The 20,326-nt window shown below is 64.2% G+C and carries 21 protein-coding genes; 6 read left to right on the top strand and 15 right to left on the bottom strand.

The annotated features are described in order from the left end of the window. Nucleotides 1-19: 19 nt before the first annotated feature. From CXQ89_RS15165 to rimP, 3 genes are read right to left on the bottom strand one after another with little or no spacing between them, the layout of a single operon-like run. Entirely contained in the window at nt 20-397 is a 378-nt protein-coding gene (locus CXQ89_RS15165; protein WP_104161835.1) for a YlxR family protein, read from the bottom strand. Nucleotides 398-447: 50 nt separating this feature from the next. After that, nucleotides 448-1,419: a transcription termination factor NusA gene (gene nusA / locus CXQ89_RS15160; RefSeq protein ID WP_104055377.1), complete on the bottom strand. Its 972-nt coding sequence runs from the start codon at nt 1,417-1,419 to the stop codon at nt 448-450. Further along, nucleotides 1,420-2,049, bottom strand: a complete 630-nt coding sequence (gene rimP, locus CXQ89_RS15155) for a ribosome maturation factor RimP (protein WP_104161834.1) — start codon at nt 2,047-2,049, stop codon at nt 1,420-1,422. A 106-nt stretch (nt 2,050-2,155) separates the two neighbouring features. On the opposite strand from rimP, the gene CXQ89_RS15150 reads away from it, so the two are divergent. Continuing rightward, nucleotides 2,156-3,355 (top strand): DUF4439 domain-containing protein, encoded by a 1,200-nt coding sequence (locus tag CXQ89_RS15150; protein WP_219815620.1) that lies wholly within the window; start codon nt 2,156-2,158, stop codon nt 3,353-3,355. Between the two features lie 59 nt (nt 3,356-3,414). Next, on the top strand, nt 3,415-4,365 hold the full coding sequence (locus CXQ89_RS15145; protein WP_104161832.1) for an aminoglycoside phosphotransferase family protein: 951 nt from the start codon (nt 3,415-3,417) through the stop codon (nt 4,363-4,365). 69 nt (nt 4,366-4,434) lie between these two features. Here CXQ89_RS15145 and CXQ89_RS15140 read toward each other — a convergent pair whose 3' ends face one another. The 11 genes from CXQ89_RS15140 to dxr all read right to left on the bottom strand — a co-directional run bounded on the left by CXQ89_RS15140 (nt 4,435) and on the right by dxr (nt 15,297). Next, nucleotides 4,435-5,232 (bottom strand): TSUP family transporter, encoded by a 798-nt coding sequence (locus CXQ89_RS15140; RefSeq protein ID WP_104055373.1) that lies wholly within the window; start codon nt 5,230-5,232, stop codon nt 4,435-4,437. Between the two features lie 9 nt (nt 5,233-5,241). Continuing rightward, nucleotides 5,242-7,041, bottom strand: coding sequence for a proline--tRNA ligase (locus tag CXQ89_RS15135; RefSeq protein WP_104104575.1), 1,800 nt, complete (start codon nt 7,039-7,041; stop codon nt 5,242-5,244). A gap of 190 nt (nt 7,042-7,231) precedes the next feature. Then, nucleotides 7,232-7,969 (bottom strand): hypothetical protein, encoded by a 738-nt coding sequence (locus CXQ89_RS15130; RefSeq protein ID WP_146067277.1) that lies wholly within the window; start codon nt 7,967-7,969, stop codon nt 7,232-7,234. 100 nt (nt 7,970-8,069) lie between these two features. Then, entirely contained in the window at nt 8,070-8,795 is a 726-nt protein-coding gene (locus CXQ89_RS15125) for a hypothetical protein (protein ID WP_104161831.1), read from the bottom strand. Nucleotides 8,796-8,936: 141 nt separating this feature from the next. Next, nucleotides 8,937-9,812 (bottom strand): DUF4081 domain-containing GNAT family N-acetyltransferase, encoded by an 876-nt coding sequence (locus tag CXQ89_RS15120; RefSeq protein ID WP_258060125.1) that lies wholly within the window; start codon nt 9,810-9,812, stop codon nt 8,937-8,939. A 4-nt stretch (nt 9,813-9,816) separates the two neighbouring features. Continuing rightward, nucleotides 9,817-10,983, bottom strand: a complete 1,167-nt coding sequence (gene ispG, locus CXQ89_RS15115) for a flavodoxin-dependent (E)-4-hydroxy-3-methylbut-2-enyl-diphosphate synthase (RefSeq protein ID WP_104161938.1) — start codon at nt 10,981-10,983, stop codon at nt 9,817-9,819. A 111-nt stretch (nt 10,984-11,094) separates the two neighbouring features. Beyond that, nucleotides 11,095-11,385, bottom strand: coding sequence for a YciI family protein (locus CXQ89_RS15110; protein WP_104055368.1), 291 nt, complete (start codon nt 11,383-11,385; stop codon nt 11,095-11,097). A 25-nt stretch (nt 11,386-11,410) separates the two neighbouring features. Beyond that, on the bottom strand, nt 11,411-11,896 hold the full coding sequence (locus CXQ89_RS15105) for a hypothetical protein (protein WP_104161829.1): 486 nt from the start codon (nt 11,894-11,896) through the stop codon (nt 11,411-11,413). Beyond that, on the bottom strand, nt 11,896-12,573 hold the full coding sequence (locus CXQ89_RS15100) for a MarR family transcriptional regulator (RefSeq protein ID WP_258060124.1): 678 nt from the start codon (nt 12,571-12,573) through the stop codon (nt 11,896-11,898). The genes CXQ89_RS15105 and CXQ89_RS15100 overlap by 1 nt, the downstream gene beginning before the upstream one ends. Nucleotides 12,574-12,666: 93 nt before the next feature. Next, nucleotides 12,667-14,013, bottom strand: a complete 1,347-nt coding sequence (locus CXQ89_RS15095; protein WP_104161828.1) for an RIP metalloprotease — start codon at nt 14,011-14,013, stop codon at nt 12,667-12,669. A 39-nt stretch (nt 14,014-14,052) separates the two neighbouring features. Beyond that, nucleotides 14,053-15,297 carry a 1-deoxy-D-xylulose-5-phosphate reductoisomerase gene (dxr, locus tag CXQ89_RS15090; protein ID WP_104161827.1) on the bottom strand — a complete coding sequence of 415 codons (1,245 nt, stop codon included), beginning with the start codon at nt 15,295-15,297 and terminating at the stop codon, nt 14,053-14,055. A 183-nt stretch (nt 15,298-15,480) separates the two neighbouring features. On the opposite strand from dxr, the gene CXQ89_RS18960 reads away from it, so the two are divergent. The 4 genes from CXQ89_RS18960 (at nt 15,481) to CXQ89_RS15075 (ending at nt 18,973) form a co-directional block, all read left to right on the top strand. Continuing rightward, nucleotides 15,481-16,068 (top strand): transposase, encoded by a 588-nt coding sequence (locus tag CXQ89_RS18960; protein WP_374952991.1) that lies wholly within the window; start codon nt 15,481-15,483, stop codon nt 16,066-16,068. After that, nucleotides 16,065-16,541 carry a transposase gene (locus CXQ89_RS18955; protein WP_374952990.1) on the top strand — a complete coding sequence of 159 codons (477 nt, stop codon included), beginning with the start codon at nt 16,065-16,067 and terminating at the stop codon, nt 16,539-16,541. The genes CXQ89_RS18960 and CXQ89_RS18955 overlap by 4 nt, the downstream gene beginning before the upstream one ends. 646 nt (nt 16,542-17,187) lie before the next feature. Beyond that, a complete protein-coding gene (locus CXQ89_RS15080) occupies nt 17,188-18,180 on the top strand; it encodes a hypothetical protein (protein ID WP_104161826.1) in 993 nt (330 codons plus the stop codon). 307 nt (nt 18,181-18,487) lie between these two features. Then, complete coding sequence (locus CXQ89_RS15075; RefSeq protein ID WP_146067276.1) at nt 18,488-18,973, top strand: hypothetical protein; 486 nt, start codon at nt 18,488-18,490, stop codon at nt 18,971-18,973. A 591-nt stretch (nt 18,974-19,564) separates the two neighbouring features. Here the strand turns inward: CXQ89_RS15075 and CXQ89_RS15070 are convergent. Continuing rightward, nucleotides 19,565-20,284, bottom strand: coding sequence for an NAD(P)-binding oxidoreductase (locus tag CXQ89_RS15070; protein ID WP_258060122.1), 720 nt, complete (start codon nt 20,282-20,284; stop codon nt 19,565-19,567). Between the last annotated feature and the right edge of the window lie 42 nt (nt 20,285-20,326).

Below are 20,326 nucleotides of genomic sequence, written 5' to 3'. Positions count from 1 at the left end.
GGTACTCATCGGGTTTCCATCAGATTTCTGACCCGCTTTCAGGTTGGACGGTTTCGAGTCCACTCCCGGTCGGAGCGTCCTCAAGAGCCTTGAACCAAGCTTCCGCATCTGCCGTGTCAGCCGGCCCCCGAAAGGCCCGGTTGAACGCATGCCGCCGAAGCGCTGCTGCAAAGCATGCTGATCCGCGGTGCACCCAGGCCCCGCGGCCAGACATACGACGGCGTTCGTCAACCCGGACGGCATTCCTGCCGTCCGTGCCAACTGCTGCCAGTCGCACCAGAACAGCCTGGTCATCCGTTTTCCTGCACCCTATGCATGTCCTTTTCGGGACGTGCGCTGCAGCGCCTGAGGCTGCAGGGGACAAAAAGAAAGCGGACGGTGACCCGGCCTTGTCCATTCTAACGCGTTTCTCTCCCTGTGCCGCATCCACGCGCAAGACCCTCGCGCTTAGGCGCTCTTGGCGTCGGAAACGATGTCGATTCGCCAGCCGGTCAGCTTGGCTGCCAGGCGGGCATTCTGTCCTTCTTTACCGATGGCCAGGGACAGCTGGTAGTCGGGAACAACAACCCGCGCCGAACGCGTGTCTTCGTCGGTGATGGTGACGGAGTTCACGCGCGACGGCGAGAGGGAGTTGGCGATGAAGGTCGCCGGATCTTCATCGAAGTCCACAATGTCGATCTTCTCGTCATGCAGTTCGGTCATGACCGCGCGGACCCGCGAACCCATCTCGCCGATGCAGGCACCCTTGGCGTTAATGCCCGGGACGTGTCCCTTGACGGCGATCTTGGTCCGGTGGCCTGCTTCGCGGGCCAGGGCAACAATCTCGACGCTGCCGTCTGCGATCTCGGGGACCTCCAGCTCAAAGAGCTTGCGCACCAGACCCGGGTGGGAACGGGAAAGCGTAATGGACGGACCCTTGAAGCCGCGGCGCACGTCCACAACAAAGGCACGCAGCCGGGAACCATGGGTGTATTTCTCGCCCGGAACCTGCTCCGTGGGAGGCAGCAGCGCCTCAACGGAACCCAGGTTGACCTGGATCATGTGCGGGTTGTTGCCCTGCTGGATCTGGCCGGAGACGATTTCTCCCTCACGGCCCTTGAACTCGCCGACGATGGCGTCGTCTTCGACGTCGCGCAGCCGCTGCAGGATGATCTGCCGTGCGGTGCTTGCGGCGATGCGGCCGAACCCGGTGGGAGTGTCATCGAACTCACCCACTGCCTCGCCGTCGTCGTCCAGCTCCGTGGCCCAAATGGTGACGTGCCCATTCTTGCGGTCCAGCTCTGCGCGGGCTTTGTCCTGCGCCCCGGCTGTCTTGTGGTAAGCCACCAAAAGCGCCTGCTCGATGGTCGGAATCAGCAGATCCAGGGGGATCTCCCGTTCGCGTTCCAGCAGCCTCAGCGCACTCATATCAATATCCATTTAGGCCTCCTCAGCTGTGGTTTCTTCATCGCTGTCGGCATCGCCGTCCAGCGGTACGTCGTCTATGTGCGCAAATTCGACTTCAACGCGTCCCTTGCGGATGTTGCCGAACGGCAGAGTGGTCTGCGCGCCCTGCTTGGGCTTCATGCCCTTTTTGACCGGCAGTTCCGGAATCAGCGTGATTCCGGTGTCCTCAACTGAGACCAGGCGGCCCATAACGTCGTCGCCGTCCACAATGTTCACGCTGACCATGCGCCCGACGTTGCGGCGCCAGTGGCGCGGCTCGGTCAGCGGGCGGGACACACCGGGAGAGGAAACTTCCAGGTGGTAGGGGCGTCCGTCGTCGTTGGGGTCCGCGTCCATGGCTTCGGAGACTGCGTGGGCCACGTCAGAGATCCGGTCCAGGCTTACGCCGCCGGCCTCTCCTTCGGGGAGGTCCACGATAACGTGCACCGTGCGGGTGACGCCGGCCATTTTGATCTCGATGTCTTCGAGGAAAAGCTGCTGCTGTTCAACCGTGGGGGCGAGGAAGTTCTTGAGACGCTGGGTTTCAGCGGTGATTTCTGCGTGCATGGCCTTCTTGCGGTAATCCGATGACGTGTCTTTTTTGGGGCTGGGCCGAACCGCCATAGGTGCCTCCCACTAGATGATGTTGTACGTACTAGCGTACCGACTTTCCTGAGTCCCCACGGCATCGCAGCAGACGGGGGACCGTTTCATGGCATCATCGAAGGTAGTGAATAAGCCCCCGTCCCGCACAGCGCCCGCGGCCGGCCGCGCCGGACGGGCGACGGCGGTCCTGGGCGGCGTGAGGCGTACCACTGTTCTGCTGGTCCTGGCAGCCGTGGTCCTCAGTTTCAATATGGTCGCCGGAAACGGTACCTCAGAGGATCGCCCCGCCAGTTTTTCCGAGGTTGCGCAGACCGACGCGCGTGCCGCCGCAATGGAACTGGCCCGGCAGGCGCGTGAGCTGTCCGATTTCTCATCCGAGGACTCCCCCAAGGCCGGGCTGTCCCGCCGGGAGGCCCAGGCTCTCGCTGACGAGTTCAGCGGCCAGGCCGATGTTCTCGCTGAGCAGTCGGTTCTCCTGACGCGCACCGGCAGCCTCCGGCGCGGCAGCCCGCCCCCCGCCGTTTCGGCGGCAGGATCGGTATCCGGTGCGGACGCTCACCCTGCTGCCGCGTATGTGCAGGCGCTGGCGGCATCTGCCCGCAGCAGCCTGGATGCGGCGATGCGGGCCGACGGCGGCACCGCACGGTTGCTGGCTTCCACCGGCGCCGCACAGCAGGTCCTGGCCCTGCGTGCGGCCGAGGCTGCGGGCCTGGATGTCCCCGAGGAATGGGAACCTGCCTCAGTTGTCAGCGCGAGCAGCAAATGCACTGACGCGACAACAGGCTCCGATGCCGCCGGCCGTGGCAGCGTATCGACGCCGCCATCCGGTGTTGCTTCGCCGGGCGCGAAGGAGTCCCCGGAAGCCGCGCGGGAGGACCAGCCCGATGCAGCCGGCGCCCTCCAAAGTGCCGTCGACACGGAATACGGCGCTGCGTACGCCTACGAGGTTGCCATGGCACGCACTTCCGACGCAGATTCCCGTGCGGCCCTGGCTACGGTCCGCGAAGATCATCTGGCTGCCGGTGAACAGGGCGTGGAGCTGCTGCCCGAACTTTGCCTGCCGGCGCTTACCCCGGCACCCGCATACTCCCTGCCGGCGTCGTTCGGCGATGATCCTGCCGAGGCGCTGGCGGATCTGGAAGCATCCCTGCCGGCCGTTTATGCCGATCTGGCCGGGCTCGGCACGGGCAGTCTCCGGGGTTGGGCCATTGACCGGCTGGCGGAACTGAGCACGGATCTGTACATGGAGGACGCCTCAGTGCCGGCAACCCCCGGCTTGGATGCCGGGCCTGAGGGGCTGCCGCGGGCAGCCGGCACCCCTTAGCCTGTAGTCATGCCAGAAAGCTCGCCTCTTTTGTCCGACCCGGCTGCCGGTGTGAAGCCGTGACGTTGCCCGTTTCCATTCCCGCTGCGCTGCGGCGGCAGTACAGCAGCTCCAGGGCCGGCCGCGACTGGCTCTCAGGGCTTCCGCAGGTGATTTCCGAGGCAATGGAGCGCTGGGAGCTCTCCTCGGATCTTCCCCCGGGAACCGAACCGTGGCACGGCCACGGAGCGCTGGTGCTTCCGGTGTCCTCTCCCTGCGGTCCCGCCGTCCTGAAAGCCGCCTATCCGCACCCGGAAGCACTCACCGAGCCTGCAGCCCTGGGCTTATGGTCCGGACACGGCGCGGTGCGGCTGCATGCCAGCCATTCCGACAGCGGCACGCTCCTGCTGGAGAGACTGAACCAGCGGCGGGACCTGACCGGAACGGATATGGACACCGCTGTGGATGTCTGGGGCCAACTCGTGCGGAAGCTGTCCCTGCCGGCGGGGAACTCCCCCGATTGGGCCGGAGTTCCGTCATTGGCGGAACGCGTCGAACAGCTGTCCGACGAGCTGCCCGCTGATTGGGAAGACCTGGGCCGGCCGTTTGACCGGCCGCTGCTGGAAGCGGCCCTGGAAGTGTCCCAGACCCGTGGAGCCGTGGGTAGGCGCAGCAGCAATGACGTGCTGATCCACACCGACCTGCACTTCGAAAACATTCTGTACCGCGACGGCGGTTCCGGCGGAGAAGGTGGTTTTGTCGCCATCGATCCGCAGGCCATGGTTGGTGAGCCGGAATTTGCGGCCGCTCCGATGCTCTGGAACCGCATGGAGGAGCTGGACCGGGACCAGCCCGGGGCAGCGCTGCGGCGGCGGCTCGCCCGACTGTGCAGCGCTGCCGGACTGGACTATGAGGTTGCCCGGCAGTGGAGCGTGCTCCGGGAGGTGGCGAATGCCCTGGAGTACACCCGGGCAGGACAGCGGGACAGCGCCGGCCGCTCGGTGTGGGTGGCCTCCACGCTCGCGGCCTGACCAACGATAGTAAAGACGGTACGGATCCGAGCCGCTGAGAGCGGCACCAAAGGGACCCTCGAGCCGATCCTAGCCGCGGATGTTCTCCACCCAGACGTCATAGCCGAGCTTGCAGATCAGCGCACTGACCACCACCAGGAACACGATGCGGATGAACTTGCTGCCCTGTTTCACGGCCATCCGCGCGCCGATGTAGCCGCCGATCATGTTGGAAAAGCCCAGGACCAGGCCGATTCCCCACAGCAGCGCACCGTTGGGCAGGAAGAAGGCCAGCGCTCCCAGGTTCGTCGCCATGTTCACGATCTTGGCCTTGGCGCTGGCCGCCAGGAAGTTGTAGCCCAGGAATGTCACCATGGCGATGATCAGGAAGGAACCCGTGCCCGGGCCGATCAACCCGTCGTAGAACCCGATCGCCAGGCCGATGCCGGCGGCGGTTCCGTAGTGCCGCCGGCCGGTGTGCCGCAGCTTGGTCAGCTCCCCCACCGTGGGCCGCAGGGCAGTGAAAACAGCCACCGCGATCAACGCGATGACGATGATCGGCTTAAACACCGAGGACGGCAGCGAAACAGCCAGCGCCGCTCCCCCGAAACTGCCGACCAGCGCGACGGCGGCCATGGGCAGGGCAGTTTTCAGGTCCGGGTGGGCACGGCGGTAGTACGTGATGGCGCTGGTGGTGGTGCCGAAGATGGAGCCCATCTTGTTCGTTGCCAGTGCCTGTACCGGGGTAATTCCCGGGATCAGCAGCAGAGCGGGGAGCTGCAGCAGCCCCCCGCCTCCCACTACTGCGTCAATCCAGCCCGCAGCAAGGCCCGCCACCACCACAAGGAGGATGGTGGCGAGCTGGATCTCCTCGAGACCGGAGACCACGCGGCGTCGTTACTGTGCAGCTGCGCGGCGCACGTACTCCACCGCTTCAGCCACCGGAACGTTTTCGGCATTGCCGGTGGCACGGTCCTTGATTTCCACGACGCCGTCAGCCAGTCCGCGGCCGACCACCAGGATGGTCGGAACGCCGATCAGTTCCGCATCGCCGAACTTCACGCCCGGGGACACCTTGGGGCGGTCGTCATAGATAACTTCCAGTCCTGCGGCTTCGAGTTCCTCGGACAGCTTGGCAGCTGCTTCGAAGATTTCCTCGCCGCGCCCGGTGGCCACCACGTGGACATCGGCCGGTGCGACTGAGCGCGGCCAGACGATGCCCTTGTCGTCATGGTTGGACTCCGCCAGGGCTGCGACGGCGCGGGTGACGCCCACACCGTAGGAGCCCATGGTCACGGTGACCAGCTTGCCGTTCTTGTCCAGCACCTTCACGCCGAGCGCCTCAGCGTACTTGCGGCCGAGCTGGAAAATGTGACCCATTTCAATGCCGCGTGCGGCTTCCAGCGGGCCGGTTCCGTCCGGAGCCTCGTCACCCTCGCGGACCTCAACGGCCTCGATGACGCCGTCCCAGGTGAAGTCACGACCGGCCACGAGGCCGATGACGTGCTTGCCTGCGGAGTTGGCGCCGGTAATCCAGCTGGTGCCGGAAACCACGCGCGGGTCCACCAGGTACAGCAGTCCGGTGGCTGACTCGGTGCCAAGGACCGGCTCCTCCACGGACAGTCCCGGGCCGATGTAGCCCTTGACCAGACCCGGGTGCTTCTTGATGTCCTCGTCGGTGGCGGCCTCCACCTCCAGTTCACCGCCGATTTCAACGTGAGCGGCAATGTTGGCTTCGATGCGCTTGAGGTCCACGGCGCGGTCGCCGGGAACGCCGACGACGACGATCCGGCGTTCGCCGGTGGGCAGCGTCACGGCCAGGACCACGTTCTTCAGGGTGTCGGCGGCAGTCCACTCGCCGGATTCGCGGCCAAACCGCTCGTTGGCCACAGCCACCAGGGTTTCAATGGTGGGCGTGTCCGGGGTGTCCACCACTTGGGCGGCAGGGGCACCGGAGTAGTCGATCTCGGACGGGGACACGGTGGTGACGGCTTCGACGTTGGCCGCATAACCGCCGGCGGAGCGTACGTAGGTGTCCTCGCCAACAGGCGTCGGGTGCAGGAATTCCTCGCTCTTGGACCCGCCCATGGCGCCTGAGACGGCGGACACCACAACGATTTCCAGGCCGAGGCGCTCGAAGATCCGGAGGTAGGCGCCGCGGTGTGCCTGGTAGCTGGCCTCCAGGCCGTCGTCGTCAATGTCGAAGGAGTAGGAATCCTTCATGATGAACTCGCGGCCGCGCAGCAGGCCGGCGCGGGGGCGGGCTTCGTCGCGGTATTTGTTCTGGATCTGGAACAGCGAGACCGGCAGGTCCTTGTACGAGTTGTACAGGTCCTTGACCAGCAGGGCGAACATTTCCTCGTGCGTGGGCGCCAGCAGGTAATCCCCGCCCTTGCGGTCCTGCAGCCGGAAAAGGTTGTCGCCGTACTCGGTCCAGCGGTTGGTTGCTTCGTACGGTTCGCGCGGCAGCAGGGCCGGGAAATGAACTTCCTGCGCTCCGATGGCGGCCATTTCCTCGCGGATGATGGTTTCGACCTTGTTCAGGACCCGCAGGCCCAGCGGCAGCCAGGAATAGATGCCGGGAGCGGCACGGCGGATGTAACCGGCACGCACCAGCAGGCGGTGGCTGGCGACGTCGGCGTCGGAGGGGTCTTCACGCAGGGTGCGCAGGAAAAGAGTGGAGAGTCGAAGGACCACGCTGGGTATCCGTTTCTGCAGCCGGTGGCTGCATTCATGCTGGGACAAATGAGGGAAATACTGCTCCCCTCTAATCTAGCGCCTGCCGCCCCCGCTGCCGGACAAGCGGACGACGACGGCGGGGCCGGACCCGCAGCGCAGGTCCGGCCCCGTTCGGGCGGGCGGAGGCCGCGGCCCCCGCCCGGAGCCCCTACTTCTCCAGCTCGGCCAGCACTTCGTTAATGATCGTTTCCGCCTGGGCGATTGCTTCCTCGGACTCCGCAGCAGTCGTGAGATTGCCGGTCATGCTGACCTGGACGTTGGTCGTGCCGGACACTGCACTGACCTGAACGGTGTCAGTTACCTGCTCAGCGGCGGTAATAGTCGTTCGGAACGCCTGGGTTGTCTGTCCGTCTGTGGACGCGTCGAGGGAATCAACCGCAGCGCTAATGACCTGCCCGCCGGCTTCCATCTGGAACTGCGCACAGTCCTCCAGCAGCCGGGTGTTGTCTTGAACCTGCTTGTCCATGATGGACGCACTCGGGTGGCTGGCAATAGTGAGGGTGTCCGTTTCGCTGAGCATGATCATGGCCATATTGGCGCTGTCCAGCGTGGCGGCAATGTCAGCGGATGCCAGGACATCGCACTGCTCCGGAGTGATAACCACCCCGGCCAGCTGATCAGGCGCACCTTCAAGCATGGGAGCCAGGTCCTGCTGGGTGATGACTTCACCCGCCATGCCCCGGTCGGCCAGGATGGCGGCCAAAGCGGTTTCAAGCTCAGCCGGCGTGTACTGCTCCTGCCCCACGGCCAGTGTTGGCGTGGGAGTGGGCGTTGCCGACGGCGAGGATTCGGATGCGGCCTCACTGCCCTCGTTTGAACTGCCGCAGCCGGAAAGTGCAAAAACGCCGGCCACAAGCAGTGCTCCGGCCTTCATGGATTTATTCATGGTTGATCCCCCAATATTCTGCTGCCCGGGTTGTCCCCGCCAGCGGTGATGGTTCCGGTACCTCCTGCCTGCGAAGCTACCGGGAGGCTAATTCGGTGCTTTACTTCTCCAGCTCCGCAAGAACCGCGTCAATGAGTTCCGCGGCCCGGGCTGAAGCTTCCTCCGGGTCCGCTGCGTCACTGTCGGTGAGAACGATGTTGGTGGTGCCCGTTGCGGCTGAGACCTTCAAACCGCTCAGGGTAGTGCCCTCGGCAGTCATCGTCAGGCTGAAGGCCTGAGTCTGCGGTGCCCCGGTGGACACATCGAGGCGCTCAGTGGTGCCGGCGGCGGTGAATTCCTCGTCGCCCATTTCGAACTCGGCACATTCGCCCAGCAGGCCGTCATTGTCCTGCATCTGAGCGTCAAGGGCCGAGGCTTCAGGATGGCTGACCACCGTGAGCTTCTGATCGGAACCGAGCTTTACGGACGCAAGGTTGGCCTGGTCCACGTCGCCGAAGAAGTTCGCAAAACCCGCGATTCCCTCACACTCGGCGGGCGTAACCATGATGTCCTCGGGCAGCGACTGGTCGGTCAGGTACGCACGGAAGGCCGCGTCGTCGGATACTTCACCGGTTCCGCCCTGCGCGGCGTTCACGGCTTCGATAGCCGCCAGGAGCTCATCCGCCGTGTACTGCTCCTGCCCGACGGCCAGCGTGGCCGTGGGAGACGGCGAAGCGGACGCCGCCTCTGAGTCCGAGGCGGAAGCCGGCTCATCGGAGCTGCCGCAGGCAGAAAGAGCCAGCATCCCCGCAAGCAGCAGGGCGCCGGCTTTCATGGTGTTCTTCATTTTCCCCCCAGGGTTGCACCATTGCCGGCAAACCGGCAACGGAACTTGATAGCCAATGCACCTTCTTATAGGCAGTGCACTGATGATCCTAGGGTGGTGATGCGCTTCACGCGAAATCGCCTGTGTGTACTTCGAAGAGGATTAGAAGAGGATGGTGGCGAAGGTGCCAACCTGTTCGAAACCAACGGCTTCATAAGTCGCCCGCGCCGGGGCGTTGTATGAGTTGACATACAGGCTGACCAGCGGCGCCACCTGCCGGGCTGCTTCAACGACGGCGGACATGTACGGTGCGCTCAGTCCCTGTCCGCGGTAGGCGGGGTTCATCCACACGCCCTGGATTTGAACGGCGCTGCTGGAGACCGTGCCGAGTTCGGCTTTGAAGACCACACGGCCGGAGGCATCGAAGTCCACCAGGGACTGCCCGCGCGCGATCAGGGACTTGACCCGCTGCCGGTAGTGGTGGCTTCCCCCGGAGATGGGTGAATAGCCCACTTCCTCTTCGAACATGGCAGCGCACGCGGGCAGGAGGACATCCAGCTCCGAAGCCTGGCTATAGCGGAGCCCGGGAGCGGGCTGCACCTGGGACACTCCGGTCATCTGCAGCAGCGGCTGGTCGCTGCGCACATCGAAGGGCCGGGGGCTGGAGTGCTGCAGTTCCGACCAGATGGACAACACTGCTTCCGCCGGACCGAAGATGGAGGAATAACGGTTTTTGGACCGGCCAAGGAACTGGCCAATCTCCGGACCGTTCTCCGCCGTCACCCCCACCGGAACGACGTTCACTCCCGCCCAGCAGGCGGCACTGAGTTCCCCGCCGTCGAATACTCCCACAATCCGCCCGCCGGCGGACGTGGGCGCTGCGGTACCCGTCGCCTCAAGGTGGGACAACATAAAAATGTTGGCCACCGGATCCTGCTCGGCAAGTTCCCTGAGGGCAGCGGTGTCACCCTTGCCCAGAATGCGCAGCTCGTCGGAACTGCCGCCGCGGACATCGCGTCCGCTGCGGTCAGTTGTCACGGTTTTAGCCGACTGTAACCATGGGGCCACCCGTGCCAGTATTTTCGCCATCGGACTCCCCCATGCTCTCTGCGATCTTCATAGCTTCTTCAATGAGGGTCTCAACGATCTGGTCTTCGGGAACAGTCTTGATGACTTCCCCCTTCACAAAGATCTGGCCCTTGCCGTTTCCGGAGGCCACCCCGAGGTCCGCTTCGCGGGCCTCGCCCGGTCCGTTGACGACGCAGCCCATGACCGCGACGCGGAGGGGAACTTCCATGCCCTCGAGTCCGGCGGTGACCTGCTCTGCGAGAGTGTACACGTCCACCTGGGCGCGTCCGCAGGAAGGGCAGGACACAATCTCCAGCTTCCGCGGACGCAGGTTCAGCGACTGCAGGATCTGGTTGCCCACTTTGATTTCCTCCACCGGCGGGGCCGACAGGGACACGCGGATGGTGTCGCCAATGCCCTTGGACAGGAGGGCCCCGAAGGCGGTTGCGGACTTGATGGTTCCCTGGAACGCGGGACCGGCCTCGGTCACGCCCAGGTGAAGCGGCCAGTCGCCGCGTTCTGCCAGCAGCTCGTAGGCACGCACCATGACCACCGGGTCATTGTGCTTGACCGAGATCTTGAAGTCGTGGAAATCGTGCTCCTCAAAGAGGGACGCTTCCCAGACTGCCGATTCGACCAGGGCCTCGGGGGTTGCCTTGCCGTACTTGGCCAGCAAACGGGGATCCAGGGAGCCCGCGTTGACCCCGATGCGGATGGATGTCCCGTGGTCTTTGGCTGCCTGCGCGATTTCCTTGATCTGGTCATCGAACTTGCGGATGTTGCCCGGGTTCACCCGTACTGCGGCACAACCGGCGTCGATGGCTGCAAAGACATACTTCGGCTGAAAGTGGATGTCCGCGATCACGGGAATCTGGGACTTCTTCGCGATGATCGGCAACGCTGCAGCGTCATCGGCACTGGGGCAGGCAACGCGGACAATGTCACAGCCCGACGCCGTCAACTCCGCGATCTGCTGCAAGGTGGCGTTGATGTCCGTGGTGGGCGTGGTGGTCATGGACTGGACGCTGATGGGGAAATCGGATCCGACTCCCACGGAGCCCACTTTGATCTGGCGGGTTTTTCGCCGCGGTGCCAAGGTGGGCGGCGGTGCTGCTGGCATTCCAAGGTTGACCGAGGTCAAAACGTCCTCCATGTGCCTTATCGGCATGTATTCGGCAAAAGTGCGGTACGGATCCGCGCTAATCCATTATCCACCCGGACGGGCGCCGGGGGTACGAATATCGTTCAGGGCTTAGACAAGGTGAGCGAAGGCACCTACTGCAGGTGACCACTGAGTGGTCTTCATCCCGGAAATGGCCCCGACCGAGGCAAAGGGGTCCTGCTTGAGCAGGGAGAGCAGGTCCGACTCGTCTTCGGCGGTGAAAATCAGCAGCGCTCCCGCTCCGTCCGCGAACGGACCCGATGCGAGCACGCGGCCCTCTTCCACCAGGCCGGACAGCCACTGGCGGTGGCGGGGACGGTGCTCCTCGCGGATGGAGGCGGAATCGGCGTCGTACACGTATTCAACTGCGAAAATGCTCATTAGCCCAGCCTACGGGATGCCTTTCTCACAGCAGGAAGGCGCGCGCTGCCGTGGCCACCGCCACAGCCCACAGCATGGAGGTCAGGGTGCCGATGATGAAACGTTCGGCTGCCGCGGGTGTTTCCTTCAGCTCGGCATACCGCCCCAGGCCCTTGATGGCCACCACATAGGCGATCGCCACCGGTTCTGAGGCGAGGATGGCACCCGCGACGGCCAACCGTTCGAGTACACCGATCACCAGTCCGCCGCGGAGCACGGAACCCGGAGCCGGGGTGCTGCCTGCCCGTACCCGGGGGCCGGCTGCAGGCCCTCCGGACCGGATTCCGCCCGGGGCTGCCCGGCTGCCTGCCACGAGTTCGGCATCGAGGTTCTGATCGGCCGCCGGATCGGCTTCGGAGAACGGCGGTCCGGAATTTTCCACGGCACGGGCCAGCCTCAGCACGGCGGCTGTGACCGGCCAGCCCAACGCTGCTGCTGCCAGCAGGGCCAGGACAACCCACAGAAAGTCCATCACAGGAGCATTCCTTCGCCGGTTGCCGAACCCGGCGTGGTGTTAGTTCGGGCCGGGTCAGTAGAGCGGGCCGGGTCGTCCGGACCGGCCTGTTCATCGGCGCGGGCCAGCAGCACGGCTGCTGCCGGACGGGCAGCCCATTCTTCCTGCCATCCGGCGCGCGCCGTAGTCTTTCCCACGGACTGCGGGGTGATCCCGAGCTTGCGGGCGGCCGCACTCTGGGAGCCCCAGGTTCCGGGTTCCACATGCTCCAGGATGCGCCACTGCTCGGGGGTGCGGTCCCGGATCAGCCGTCCAATCAGCACCAATACGGCTTCAGCCTCAGCTGCTCCCGGCGCTCCGGCGACTGCCAGGGGCGGGCGGTCACCGGTCTTCTTGGCCCGGTCCACGGCTTCACGCGCTGCCACAAAGGCGGGGCCCGAGGCTTCCCGGGTGCTGGCCGGCAGGGGCAGATCAACCGCCCCGACCCCGATTCCCACAGACCAGTGGCCGTTGCGCAGGGCGAGCAGGGCGGCTTCCACCGCCGCACCGGCATCTTTGGTGATGCCCTGGACTTCATCGCCGACCGACCGCTCAAAGGGCCGGTCCATCGGCACCGTCCCGAGCAGCTCCAGCAGCTCCGGCACCCGGTCCCGGCCTTTGCGGCTGCCTTTTTGATCGATCGTCAACACAAACATGTTGAAACCGTATGCGGTTGTAATTGAAATAACAACCGTTTTCGGATTCAATTCTCCGGCGACCCGGCGCAGGCGTTCCGGGGTCGGCACACCCTAGTTGAAGAGGCTTACCGGTTTCACGATGTCCGCGTAGATCAGCAGCACACTCATCCCCATCAGCAGGGCGAAGACCACGTACGTGACCGGCAGCATTTTCGCCAGGTCAAAGTGTCCCGGGTCCGGACGCTTGAACAGCTTCGCTACCCGCCGGCGCAGCCCCTCCCAGAGGGCTCCGGCAACGTGGCCGCCGTCCAGCGGCAGCAGCGGAATCAGGTTGAAGACGAACAGGGCCAGGTTCACGCTGGCCACCAGGCCAACGAGGGTGGCCACCTTACTGGCTACCGGAACTTCCTCCAGGGCTGAAATTTCACCCGCGATGCGGCCCACGCCCACCACGCTGATCGGCCCGTTCGGGTCACGCTCTTCGGAGGAGAACGCTGCCTGCGCCACGTCCACGACCCGCTGCGGCAGGTTGATAACCACTCCCGCAATGCTGCGCAGGTTGTCCCCCACTGCAGGCAGGACCTCAGTACCAGGTTGCCGGACCAGTTCCGTGGCGGCGGCCACCCCGATGAATCCGACTTCCTTCGTCACCGGGTTGCCGGCGTCATCGGTGACGGGGGCGCCGTCGTCGTCCGTCACGGGACGTTCGGTCAGCAGCGGCGTGATCATGGTGTCCTGCTCCACACCGTCGCGCACGTAGGTGACGGGCACCGACCGGCCGGCCGCTTCCTTGATGCGAGCGGAGAGATCGTCCCAGCCGTCCACCGGCTGTCCGTCGAAGGCGGTGATGGTGTCCCCGGGCAGCAGCCCCGCTTCATAGGCGGGTGCGGCCGGGTCCGCGTCGGTGCATTCCGTCTGTCCCTGGGCGGCCTGGTCGGACGTGATCACGCACTGGTTGACCTCGGCGAGCCGGGTGGTGCTCTGCGCCGTCCCGAACCCCATGAGCAGCACGGCGAAAAGCACGACGCCGATCAGCAGGTTCATGAAGGGCCCGCCGAGCATGACGATGATGCGCTTCCAGATCGGCAGGTTGTAGAACATGCGGTTTTCGTCGCCGGGCTGAAGCTGCTCGGCGGCCGCTGCACGGGCATCCGTGGCCAGCTGCTGGAACATGCCGGTGCTTGAACTGCGGACGGTGCCATCGGCGTCGTCGGCCTTGTTCGGCGGGTACATGCCCACCATCGAGACGTAACCGCCCAGCGGCAGTGCTTTGACGCCGTATTCGGTTTCACCGCGGCGCCGGGAGAACACAGTAGGACCGAAACCGATCATGTACTGCGTCACCCGGACCTTGAAGGCCTTCGCCGGCACCAGGTGGCCCACCTCGTGCAGCGCAATGGACACGGCGATACCCACCGCCACGAACAAGACGCCCAGGATGAAGAGCAGAACGGTCAACGGTTTTCCTTCGGTTCAGCGGAACTGCGGGTCATGGCTTTAGCGTCCGCACCGTTTGCGTGCGGCGGTGCGGGCCCATTTCTCGGCTGCCAGGACCGACTCCAGCGTCAGCGGCGCAGTGTCGGTGTGTTCAGCCAGTACGGCGGCGATCGTATCAACGATGTCTGTGAATCCGATGAGACCGTCATGGAAGGCATCCACGGCTTCCTCGTTGGCGGCGTTGTAGACCGCCATTCCGGTTCCTCCGGCCGCCGCTGTGCGCTTGGCCAGCGCGACGGCGGGGAAGGCCTCCTCATCCAGCGGCTCGAAGGTCCATTCCGCGGCCCGGGTCCAGTCACAGGGTTTTGCCGCTCCGGGAACGCGGTGCGGCCAGCCCATGCCCAGCGCGATCGGCAGGCGCATGTCCGGGGGCGACGCCTGGGCAATGGTGGAGCCGTCCACGAACTGGACCATGGAATGGACCACTGACTGGGGATGGACAACGACGTCGATCCGTTCCAGCGGGATGTCGAAGAGCAGGTGGGCTTCGATGACTTCCAGTGCCTTGTTGACCATGGATGCCGAGTTGGTGGTGACCATCCGGCCCATTTTCCAGGTGGGGTGGGCCAGCGCCTGATCGGGGGTGACGTTCTGGAGTTCGGCACGCTTCATGCCGCGGAACGGGCCGCCGGAGGCGGTGACCACCAGCCGGTCCACTTCCTCCGGTGTGCCGGAACGCAGTGCCTGGGCCAGGGCGGAGTGTTCGGAGTCCACGGGGACCAGCTGTCCGGGGGCGGCGGCCTTCTTGACCAGCTCTCCCCCGACAATCAGGGATTCCTTGTTGGCCAGGGCCAGCAGGTGTCCGGCGGCAAGGGCCGCGAGGGTGGGTTCCAGGCCGATGGAACCGGTGATGCCGTTGAGCACCACTTCGGCTTCGGGCCAGGCGGCAATAGCGGTGGCGGCGGAGGGGCCGGTGAAAAGCTCCGGATCGTAGTCCGTGACGCCGGCATCGCGGGCGGCGTCCTGCACCGCTTTGTGCAGGGTGTCGTTGTCCGCCAGGGCGCAGCCGACGGCGGCGGCCCGTGTGTGGACGGCCTGCTGCGCGAGCAGCTCCAGGTTGGAGCCGCCCGCGGCGATGGCGACGATGGTGAAGCGGTCCGGGGCGGCGTCCGCCACATCGATGGCCTGGGTGCCGATGGAACCGGTGGACCCCAGGAGCACTACGCGGCGGGGCACGCCCTCAGTGCTGCCGAAGGGTCGGCCGGTGGCTGCGGACGGGGTGCCTGGAATTCCTGGAAGCTGCATTCTTCCAGTATCGCCCACGGTAATGATGGTAAAGGTCCTGAACCGGCGTGACTCGTCGCCCACCTGACGCGTGCGAACACTGTCTTTCTCATGATTTGTCCACCGGTTCAGGACCTTTACCAAGCCCGTTGAGCCAGGCGGACATGACCTAATAGGAGCCTGAAGCGCTTTAGTCCCATTACCGTGCTGTCTGCCGGCCTGGCCAACGTGCAACACACAAAGACCAGGAAGAGCAGGGCCGTCGCCATATTGGCCGAGGAACTACCCCAAGTCATTGTCGGCGTTGATACCCACGCCGACACCCACCACGTCGCCGTAGTCACCGAATACGGAAAACCCATCGCTGATCAAAAGTTCGCAACAACAGCCGCCGGCTACAGCAAACTGCTTCACTTCATCACCAGCCATGGCACGGTGAGCGCCGTGGGAGTCGAAGGGACAGGTTCCTACGGGGCCGAACTGTCCCGCGTGTTAGCCAAAGAAGAACTGAAGGTCTTCGAGGTTAACCGGCCAAACCGTCAGCAGCGTAGGATCCGGGGAAAGTCAGATCCACTGGACGCCTACCAGGCAGCGCAATCGGTACTCGCCGAGAGAGGCATCTCGACCCCCAAAACCAAAGACGGACCAGTGGAATGCCTCCGCATCCTGCGGACGGCACGGACCTCGGCTATGAAGCGCGCACAATCGCTATCAACCAAATCCGGAGCCTGCTCGTCTCCGCGCCGGAACCGATCCGAGCCAAGTACCGCGGCCTCCCCACATCAGCGATGATCACCGCGCTTGCTCGTTCGCGGCCCTCCGGGCACCCCGCAGACACGGCATACATCACCGCGTTGACGTTGAAAACGCTGGCTTTGCGGTATCAATCCCTGCGATCCGAAATCGCTTCCACCGATGAGCTCCTGCAAGAAATCCTCGACTCATACGCGCCACTGCTGACCGAACTGACAGGCGTAGGCGTTGAAGTCGCCACCCAACTCCTGGTCACAGTCGGAGACAACCCCGAACGGATCAACAACGAAGCTCAATTCGCAGCCCTTACCGGCACCGCACCCGTGCCCGCATCATCGGGCAAAACCCACCGCCACCGACTCAGCAAAGGCGGTGACCGCCAAGCCAACAGCGCCCTCCACCACGTTGTCCTCTCCCGCATGCAATCAGACCACCGAACCCAGGACTACGTTGCCAAACGGATGGCCGACGGCAAGAGCAAAAGAGAAACCATGCGCTGCCTGAAACGCTAGGTCGCCCGGGAGATCTACCGCCAAATATTCAGCCCCATTGCACCACCTGACATCACTGACCTCCGCCCCCTCAGACGGCAGCTCGGCGTCACGCTGCAGCAAGCCGGCGAACAACTCAACCAGTGGCCCTCCAACCTCTCCCGCATAGAACGAGGGATCGCAAGAAACGATCACGTCGCCCAAACGTACCGACAATGGCTCACCCAACAGCACCTGTCCACAACCGGGGACAATTCCCACGGGTTATCCACCGCCACCACCGCCGAGGGAGCTACCCCAACGGCTCCCAAAAAACCAAGCCGTGGATAACCCGAATTGACCCCAGCCCTGGACAGCTCAAGTCGTCCGGGTCCGCTGGCGGGATCTGCGGTCCTCCTGGAACAGTTCAGTCGGCTACGCACCGAGATGCGCGGACTTGTTGTACTTCGTGCCGACTTCGCACTCACTCGCCCCGGTTCTTCGACCTTCTACGTCGCCTTGACTCCGATTCGGTGACGCTCGCAGGGCGTTGGTCGCGACAACGAAAACTTGTACACGGCCTTCGAGCTTGTCATACTAGTGGGACACCGCGAGAACGTATGGCCTCAGCTATCAAGGCACGCCGCTAGACTCGCGGTGCGCTGTCTCGACTAGGGGATCGGTGCGAATGGTAACGCCGAAGATCTTTTACGAGCATCTGCTTGATGGCTTCGAGCTGCGTGAGCGCATCGATAAGGAACTCGAGTTCGAGCAGGACTATCTCAATCACGTTCGCAAGCTTTTGGCCGTCGCTCAAGTGGACGCGGACGTGGACGCAGACTATAGTCGCCCCTTCAGCTTCAGCGGCGGGAAAGTATCTCCCGAGGTCGTCCTCAGCGCTCTCCTGGACCAGGTCCAAGATTGTGTGGGCATCAAGCGCCCTGTGCATTGTGGCCTCTGGCCGAGTGGTGAGCTCGGCGCACGGACGCGTCGGCACGGAGACACGGCGATCATACTCGTTGATGTTGGGCTGTGGTTTTACCTTCGATTCGCTTGTCAGCAGGTCACCCTCGCGGTTGAGGCCATAACGGCTCGGCCGGAACAGTGGGGACCGGACGACGCCTCGAAAGACCCGGGAGGTTTGCTACGAGACTACTTGCATCGATACATAAGCGGAGAGTCCAACCTCCGAGACTCCACACGGCTGACTCTACTGGCGGGGCCGCGAGAGACTTTGCGTCGCGACCTTAATAGGGCGGCGTTGTTGTATGTTGTCGCCCACGAGTACTCTCATGCAATCTCCTCAGATGCGGAGTTGAAAACGGTCGTGTGGAGCGAACGCAACGAACTCGCTAGTCAAGCAGTGGAGAATAATGCGGACCAGCTCGCGGCGAACGTGTTAGGCGCGACGACGTTCACTAGTGGCCCACTCGCCGCCGTCCTGGGTCCGGTACTCACCCTCTATCTTCAAGCCTTCGCGCTGCGGACGCAGCAGGCGAATGGGCTCGATCCGGTCAATTGGACACACCTCGCTCCCGAGATTCGTGCAGAAATCGTGCAGTCGATGCTGATCACGAAACACCCCATGCACGAGGCGGTAGCCATCCGATTTCGGGAGTGGCTGTGGGCCCGCCTACAGTACGAGGAACTTTGGGGGCAGGGGATAGAGAAGGCGACATGACAACACTTCCAAGCGGCAGCGTAGCTCCAAGCGAATTCGGTTGGACGCGGGGCGTTCCCCCGAATTGGACTGATGGCCTGAAGAAAATCGTGGCCGAATCAATTAGCGACCACGTAACCGTCTCCGGGCCTTGCCCGCGCTGCCACCATGGGCTTTGGACGGACGTCGGCCCCGGAATCGTCGGAATTGCCCTCTCAGCCGAGGGGATTGAATTCTTGCTTTATTGCAATTGTGCAGAGCCACACGAGGGCCGCCCGGAAACTGAAACGGCCGGATGCGGTGCGTACGGCCGGGTGGTGATACCCCGGTGACGGCCGTCGATCCGATGCCGAGTGGTCCAAAGCCCGTTACTGGCGGCGGCAACGTGACAGCGGCTGAACTGCAAGCAGACGACTGGGCGCGTCAAGCGATCACGGAGCGTTTACCGAGGTTGCGCGCCGTTGCCACGGCTTGGGGCGCAACAGTGACAGCCCTCACAGCAATCTTTGGTCTGGCCACTTTGACCGACTCTGACGCCGTGGTCTCCAAGCTCGATTCTCCCTTCGACTGGATTTTCGGAGTAAGCGCGGCCCTTGCCGCGATCACAGCAGCACTCGCGATTTTCTTGGCTTCGCTAGCGGCGCAACAAGGAAAGAAGGAGATCCCTCCGGACTTGGCTGAAAGGGTGAGGCTTTACAACGAAACGTTCGAAAATGCGCTCAACCGGCTTGAGTGGTCCCGAAGATGGACTGGAATCTCGATAGTCTTTCTGATTGGGAACTTCGCGATCCGTTGGTACGCACCGAGCAGTTGATCCGCCACGAGACGTTCGGGCTTTTTGGGTGCGAGCGGGATGAAAACGGACCGCCCCGCGAACGACTCGCGGAGCTCGTCGAGCAGCTCGGGCCGGTCTAGCAGCTTCGCGCTGATCGAGCGGCTCGTGCCGTCGTCCGCAGTAGAGGTGGCGCTGCGGCTCCCGACCCCGATGAACGGAGCCGCTCCCGAGCTCTGGCCCCTGGGCTACAAGAGTGCCGGACGCCGACTCTTCTCGCGGGCACGGCTGCCGGTCCCGTTCGGCCGGCAGGATGTCCACGATGAACGAGATCGTCGCTGCGGAGGTTTCACGGGCTGACCCTCTGGGCGGTCAAAGTCGACGCATGGATGAAAGAACAAGGGTGGCTTGAGCGACTTCAGAGGTGAAAGAAGTCATGGCTGTCGGCGCCAAACTGAATTTGACGCCTATAGGAGCATCATGGGGACGGCCGGGTTGTCCGCGATAGGACAGGAGGCACCGGAAAGGACCGGAGGCCGGATCCTTCGTGCAGATAACGGGCTCACACGGGCAACGAGGGTGCAGTTTGGCGGCTCCTGCTGCCGCTGGCCCATCCGCAGCGCAGGAACGCGGCTACAGCGTGATGGGCAGCGCCGCCACGGCGTCCGGAATGTTCGACGTTCCGGACGCCACTTCCAGGATCTGCCGGCTTCCGCGGCCGCTGTTGATCAGCTCCGCCAGGACGGCGGCGACGTCGTGCCGGGGAATGCTGCCCTGCTCCACCGAGGGCGCCAGATCCACCCGCCCCACCGCCGGGTCATTCGTCAGCCGGCCGGGCCGAAGAATGGTCCAGTCCAGGTCCCGGGTCATCAGGTCCTCCTCGGCTGCCAGCTTCGCGGTGAGGTAGGCATACATGACGTCGTCCAGACCCTCCGGTCTGGCACCGTCGCGGACCGCGTCCAATCCCACGGAGGAGATTTGAACGAACCGGACCACACCGGCCTGCTCTGCTCCCTCGGCCAGCAGTACAGCGGCGCCCCGGTCAACGCTGTCCTTCCGCTCCGCCCCGCTGCCCGGTCCCGCTCCGGCGGCGAACACGGCCGCATCGGCTCCGGTCAGCACCTGGATGACATCGTCCAGGATGCTGTTCTCCAGATCGATCACCACTGGTGCCACTCCGTCGGCCTCAAGGTCCCCTGCCTGATCGGGGTTGCGGATCAGACCGGCCACATCGTGGTCATGGGCGACGAGCAACCGGCCCAGTTCGCGGGCAATCTGTCCATGGGCTCCTGCAATGACTATGCGCATCTTTCGAAGGTAGCGCAGCGCACCGCAGGTGTCCCGGGTGGACATCGCAAATCCGGTTCAGGTACCGCAGTCGTACACAGGCATCTG

The sequence above is a fragment of the Arthrobacter sp. ZGTC212 genome, from assembly GCF_002929255.1.
Classification (GTDB): Bacteria; Actinomycetota; Actinomycetes; order Actinomycetales; family Micrococcaceae; genus Arthrobacter_B; species Arthrobacter_B sunyaminii.
Note: the sequence above shows the minus strand (reverse complement) of the source record. Positions and strands in the feature narration are given on the sequence as shown.

Coding starts and splice junctions, on each gene's coding strand:
- CXQ89_RS15165 (WP_104161835.1), bottom strand. CDS start 397: ATGGACAAGGCCGGGTCACCGTCCGCTTTCTTTTTGTCCCCTGCAGCC.
- nusA (WP_104055377.1), bottom strand. CDS start 1,419: ATGGATATTGATATGAGTGCGCTGAGGCTGCTGGAACGCGAACGGGAG.
- rimP (WP_104161834.1), bottom strand. CDS start 2,049: ATGGCGGTTCGGCCCAGCCCCAAAAAAGACACGTCATCGGATTACCGC.
- CXQ89_RS15130 (WP_146067277.1), bottom strand. CDS start 7,969: ATGAATAAATCCATGAAGGCCGGAGCACTGCTTGTGGCCGGCGTTTTT.
- CXQ89_RS15125 (WP_104161831.1), bottom strand. CDS start 8,795: ATGAAGAACACCATGAAAGCCGGCGCCCTGCTGCTTGCGGGGATGCTG.
- CXQ89_RS15110 (WP_104055368.1), bottom strand. CDS start 11,385: ATGAGCATTTTCGCAGTTGAATACGTGTACGACGCCGATTCCGCCTCC.
- CXQ89_RS15105 (WP_104161829.1), bottom strand. CDS start 11,896: ATGGACTTTCTGTGGGTTGTCCTGGCCCTGCTGGCAGCAGCAGCGTTG.
- CXQ89_RS15100 (WP_258060124.1), bottom strand. CDS start 12,573: ATGTTTGTGTTGACGATCGATCAAAAAGGCAGCCGCAAAGGCCGGGAC.
- dxr (WP_104161827.1), bottom strand. CDS start 15,297: ATGCAGCTTCCAGGAATTCCAGGCACCCCGTCCGCAGCCACCGGCCGA.
- CXQ89_RS18955 (WP_374952990.1), top strand. CDS start 16,065: ATGATCACCGCGCTTGCTCGTTCGCGGCCCTCCGGGCACCCCGCAGAC.
- CXQ89_RS15080 (WP_104161826.1), top strand. CDS start 17,188: ATGGTAACGCCGAAGATCTTTTACGAGCATCTGCTTGATGGCTTCGAG.
- CXQ89_RS15070 (WP_258060122.1), bottom strand. CDS start 20,284: ATGTCCACCCGGGACACCTGCGGTGCGCTGCGCTACCTTCGAAAGATG.